Source organism: Rhizobacter sp. P2_H3, assembly GCF_056403355.1.
The window spans coordinates 1-4,911 of sequence record NZ_JBFUFQ010000325.1; the positions used below are offsets into that span (position 1 = coordinate 1).

General features: G+C 69.7%; 6 protein-coding genes. 1 reads left to right on the plus strand and 5 read right to left on the minus strand.

Translation table 11 applies throughout. From position 1 onward, the window contains the following. Positions 1 to 122 precede the first annotated feature (122 nt). A complete protein-coding gene (locus AC1D1T_RS29965; protein ID WP_477993089.1) occupies positions 123 to 710 on the plus strand; it encodes a hypothetical protein in 588 nt (195 codons plus the stop codon). Positions 711 to 752: 42 nt separating this feature from the next. Here the strand turns inward: AC1D1T_RS29965 and AC1D1T_RS29970 are convergent, their stop codons facing one another. From AC1D1T_RS29970 to AC1D1T_RS29990, 5 genes are all read right to left on the minus strand, one after another. Next, complete coding sequence (locus AC1D1T_RS29970) at positions 753 to 1,394, minus strand: response regulator (RefSeq protein WP_477993091.1); 642 nt, start codon at positions 1,392 to 1,394, stop codon at positions 753 to 755. After that, positions 1,391 to 2,350, minus strand: a complete 960-nt coding sequence (locus tag AC1D1T_RS29975) for a sensor histidine kinase (RefSeq protein ID WP_477993093.1) — start codon at positions 2,348 to 2,350, stop codon at positions 1,391 to 1,393. Before AC1D1T_RS29975 ends, AC1D1T_RS29970 begins: the two co-directional genes overlap by 4 nt. Continuing rightward, a complete protein-coding gene (locus tag AC1D1T_RS29980; RefSeq protein ID WP_477825660.1) occupies positions 2,337 to 3,305 on the minus strand; it encodes a Bug family tripartite tricarboxylate transporter substrate binding protein in 969 nt (322 codons plus the stop codon). Before AC1D1T_RS29980 ends, AC1D1T_RS29975 begins: the two co-directional genes overlap by 14 nt. Further along, the gene (locus AC1D1T_RS29985; protein WP_477825661.1) at positions 3,302 to 4,168 is read right to left on the minus strand and encodes an ABC transporter permease; all 867 of its coding nucleotides are present in this window, start codon (positions 4,166 to 4,168) and stop codon (positions 3,302 to 3,304) included. Before AC1D1T_RS29985 ends, AC1D1T_RS29980 begins: the two co-directional genes overlap by 4 nt. A gap of 5 nt (positions 4,169 to 4,173) precedes the next feature. After that, a partial coding sequence (locus AC1D1T_RS29990; RefSeq protein WP_477993094.1) for a type 1 periplasmic-binding domain-containing protein occupies positions 4,174 to 4,911 on the minus strand: 738 nt, incomplete at its 5' end.

Below are 4,911 nucleotides of genomic sequence, written 5' to 3' on the forward strand. Positions count from 1 at the left end.
CTGTGAAGCTCCTGCACGGACCGATCATCTGCGACGCGCTCGATCACCGATTGCATCGCGGAGAATGACCGATGACCCGAACGCGATAGATCAATTCGGCACACCCCACCCCTGAACGGCACATGAAATCAGCCCGCTTGGTCATCGCCTTCTTCCACGCCAGGATGGAGGATTCGTGCGTTGCGGCTCAAGCCGTTCTTGCTTCGAGGAGCATTCCCGCTCGCTGGCGCGACCTGCCTCCTGCGCAAGGCCTTGATGCAGTCCTGCATGAGTTGCCGGCCCGCGATGGCGCGCCTGGCGGTCTCTTTTTCAGCTCACCCGAATGCGACGCGTGGACTGGTTTCGTCARTCGCATGGATGACGGGTGGTACACCCTCGTCAATGCGATGACGAGGAACCACTCTCAACTGGAAGCCCTGTTCATCAGTGCCGACCTGGCTGACTCACACCATCCATCTACAGCCTTCGAGTTCTTCCGTGGAGGGGCATCGGTCCGGCGCGTCCACGCATGGAAGGAGGACGATGGATGGCATTTCGTCAATCGTGGCATCCCGCTGCCCTTTGAAGACACATCGCGCTACTCGCAGCGATTGATAGGTGAGCGCCTGACCCTCGCAATCCTCGATGAGATGTCGGCGAAGCTTGGAATCAAGCTGGCGGCACTCAGAGCAGCCGGAGATCTCACCGCGGCTCGCGTGCTTGCGACATAGCACCACCTGTCTCTGCGGCCTGAGACAGAAGCCGCGCTCCCACTAAACCCCCGCCGTACTGATCACCTGATGCCGTATCGCCAGGTGCACCAGCGCCGCCGAGGTCGCCACACCGAGCTTCTCCTTGATCGCCGTCTGCAGGTTCGCCACGGTCTTCGGACTCAGCTTCAGCGCCTCGGCGCATTCGCCGGCCGAGTGGCCTTGCGCGAGCAGCCGGAACACCTCGAACTCGCGTGCGCTCAACTCGGCCAGCCGGCCGGCCTCGTCGTGCGGGTCGCGTTCGAGCAAACCGGGCGGCAGCTCGCGGCCCAGGTACCGGCGCCCCGCATGCAGTTCGCGCACCGCATCCACCAGGCACTCCGGCGCACTCGCCTTCGTCAGGAAACCCCGCGCGCCGGCCTGCAGCGCACGCCGCACCAGCACCGGCGCGTCATGCATGCTGAACACCAACAGCCGCGCCTGCGCGTCGCGCAGCAGCACGCGGCGCAGCACCTCCAGCCCCCCGCCTCCGGGCATCGCCAGATCCGTCACCAGCACGTCGGGCTGCAGCGCGATGAAGGCCGCGCAGGCCTCGTCGGCATCCCCGGCTTCGGCCACCACCCGGATGTCGCCCGCCTGGTCGAGCAGCCGCAGGTAGCCGCTGCGCACCACCGGGTGATCGTCGGCGAGCAGCACGCGGATCATGCGGGCGCCTTGTCGGACAATGCGGTGGCCAGCCGGGATGCAGCCGGCATCGGCACGCGCAGCACCAGCTGCACGCCGGCACCGGGCGATGCGCGCACCTCCAGCTCACCACCCAGCGCCGCGGCCCGCTCGGTGGCACCCAGCAGCCCGAGGCCGCGCGTGGCAGCAGCCAGGTCCATGCCCCGGCCATCGTCCTCCACGCTGAGCTGCAGCTCGCCCTGCGCACTGCGGCCCAGCTTCACGCGCACCGCGCTCGCGCGTGCATGGCGCATCACGTTGGTCAGGGCCTCCTGCGTCACGCGGTAGAGCGCGATGTCAACCGCGTCGCCCAGTTCCCGCGGCAGCGCCTCGTGGTGAAAGATGCAGGGCACGCCGCTGCGCTCCTCCCACGACTCGCACAGCTCCTGCAGCGCGGCGATCAAACCCAGCTCGTCGAGGTTGGCCGGCCGCAGCCGGCGCAGCATGCCGCGCACCGCCTGGTACAGCTGCTGCGCTGCGCGGTCGGCCCGCTCGGCAGACGCCAGCGTGGCCGCCCGGTCGGCCGCGCCGCACAGCCGGATCAGTGCTGTCTCGGCACGCACCGCGGCACAGCCCTGCCCCAGTTCGTCGTGCAGCTCGCGGGCCAGCGCCAGCCGTTCGCTCTCCTGCACCGCGATCAGCTGGCGCGCCAACTCCTGGTTGTGCATCAGCAGCTCGCGGGCCTGCGCCTCGGCCTGTTCGCGCAGCGCGAGCTGCGCGCGGGCGTCGCGCGCGCGGCGCAGCGCATACCAGGCCAGGCCACCGGCCAGCACCGTCAGGCTGAAGGGCAGCTCGTCGGCCTGCCAGTGCTCGTGCGGCAGCGCCCAGCGCTGCACGCGCTCGCTCAGTTCAAAAAACGACGCCAGGCCGTAGCTCGCCAGCGTCGTGAGCACGACGACGGCGGCATCGCCGAGGGAACGACGCTCAGCTGCCGCCACGCGTCAGGCCCATGCGTTCGACGATGAGCCCCTCCTTGATGAACTGCTGGCGGCAGACCTCGGCGTAGTCCGCCGGGCCGAGGTAGTCGATCAGCTGGTCGTACTTGGCCAGCTCCTGGATGAACAGCGGGTCGAACATCGCCTTCCTGAACGCATCGTGCAGCACCGTGACCACCTCGGCCGGCAGCCCGCGCGGCCCGCCCAGACCCCAGGGCGACATCGCGACGATGTCGTGGCCCAGTTCGCGCAGCGTCGGCACCTGCGGCCAGCGCTTCGAGCGCTCCGCGGCAAAGGTGGCAAGCAGCCGCAGCCGGCCCGAATCGACGAAGGGCCCGAAGCCGGTGGAGTTGACGCCGGCCATCACCTGGCCGTTGTCGACCGCGATCATCTGCTCCGAGGTGCCCTTGTACGGCACGTGGATGTACTTCAGGCCGCGCGCGGTGAACAGCTCCTCCAGCACCACGTGCGGCGTGGTGCCGACACCATTGGTCGCGATGGTCAGCCGGCCCGGGTTCTGGCGCGCGTAGGCGAACAGGTCGGCGAGCTTGCGGAACCTGCTGGACGCGCTGACCAGCACGCCGAAGGTGACGCCCGAGACCTGGATGATCGGCGTCACGTCGCGGATCGGGTCCCACAGCACCTTCTGCGTGTGCACCGCGCGGAAGATCGGCTGCGGCAGCTGCGCGATCGTGTAGCCGTCGGGCTCGGCCTGCTGCAGCACCGGCATGGCCAGCGTGCCGCCGGCGCCGCCGCGGTTCTCGGTGATCACCGGCTGCCCCAGGTGGTGCGAGGCCAGCTCGGCCAGCAGGCGCAGCGAGATGTCGGTCGCGCCGCCGGCYGGCCACGGGATCCACAGCGCGATCGGGCGCGACGGGTATGGCGACTGCGCACGCGCCAGCGGCCACGCGCCGAGCGCGGCGGCGCTGCCGATCAAGCGGCGGCGGGTGACGGTCATGCCGGCCCCCCACCCCGTTTGGCGAGACCACCGAAGCCGCGCTGCGGGTCGTAGCCCCAGCACGCGACGGCAAAGAACACGACCAGGCAGCCCAGCACCACCCACGGTGCGGCGCCCGGGTCCTTGCCGTACAGCGCGAAGCGGATCCACTCCACCGCGTGCGTGAACGGGTTGAAGCGCGCCGCCTGGTACACCCACCCGGCGCCCGACTCCTGCAGCTTCCACAGCGGGTAGAGCGCGGTCGACAGGAAGTACATCGGAAAGATCACGAAGTTCATCGTGCCGGCGAAGTTCTCCAGCTGCTTGATGTGCACCGACAGCAGCAGGCCCAGCGCCCCCAGCATCAGCGCGCCGCACACCAGCGCGAGCAGCGCATGCAGGCCGGCCCACGAGAACAGCGGCAGCTCGGTGCCCAGCAGCATCGCCACCACCACGAAGGCCAGCGCCTGCAGCACCGACAGCAGCGCGGTCGCGCACAGCTTGCAGAACAGCAGCCACGCGCGCGGCAGCGGCGCGGTGAGCAGCAGGCGCATCAGGCCCATCTCGCGGTCGTAGACCATCGCCAGCGACGACTGCATGCCGTTGAACAGCAGCACCATGCCGACCAGGCCCGGCGCGATGTAGACGTCGTACGGGATGTACGTGTCATACGGCTCGACGATCGCGACGCCGAACACGTTGCGGAACCCGGCAGCGAACACGGCCAGCCACAGCAGCGGCCGCACCAGCGCCGAGACCAGCCGGCCGGTCTGCTGCGAGAACTTGAACAGCTCGCGCACGACGATCGCCTGCAGTGCCTGCAGGGCATGCGCGATGCCGTGGCGCGCCGCCGGCCCGGCCTCTGCGAGGACAGGAGGCGTCACAGGTTTCACCGCGTCGCTTTGCATAGCTTCTCCGGGGCATCGGCGCCCAAGGTGTCCAGCACGTCGGTCGGATGCAACAGCCCCTCGATCGGCGCCTGTGCGATCACGCCCTGCCCGTCAGTCAGCAGCATCGACTGGCGCAGCTGCCCGTCCCACGGCCGGAAGCTCAGGCTGCCGCCCTTCGAACCGTCGACCGGCGTCGCAGCCAGCGCCTTCGCCCACGCGGCGTTCGGCCCCTTCGGTTCGGCGGCGGCGATCGCGATCAAGGCCTTGCCGCCCATCCAGGCGGCCCAGTCGTGGTCGGTCATCGGCCGCTTCACCGCCTTCGCGAAGCGGCGCGACACCTGGGGCGCCCCGTAGCGCTCGAACTGCGCATGCCAGGCCAGCGCCACCAGCCCGGCGTCGCCGACCACCGGCCGCGGCAGCACGATGCGGTACGGCAGGCTGCGCGCGAACTCGCCGTTGCTGTCGACCACCCACACCGCGTCGTAGGCGGTGCCGGCGGTCAGCAGCAGCGGGTTGGCGAGGTCGCGCTCGCGCGGGTCGGCAGAGAGCTTGTAGGGCTTGGTCGCGACCACCTGCAGCCCGTAGCGCTTGATCGAGGCCTGCGCGGTGGCCGCGCGCAGCTGGTCCTGCGGCGTGCTGCCGACCAGCAGCAGCAGCTTGCTCCATTTGCGCGACACCAGCGTCTGTGCGAGCGCGTCGGCGCGCATGCGCTCGCTGGGGATCAGGTGGAACAGCCG

What these genes read in the sequence shown, in the direction of transcription:
- AC1D1T_RS29970 (WP_477993091.1), bottom strand. Translation starts at nt 1,394, where the DNA reads ATGATCCGCGTGCTGCTCGCCGACGATCACCCGGTGGTGCGCAGCGGC.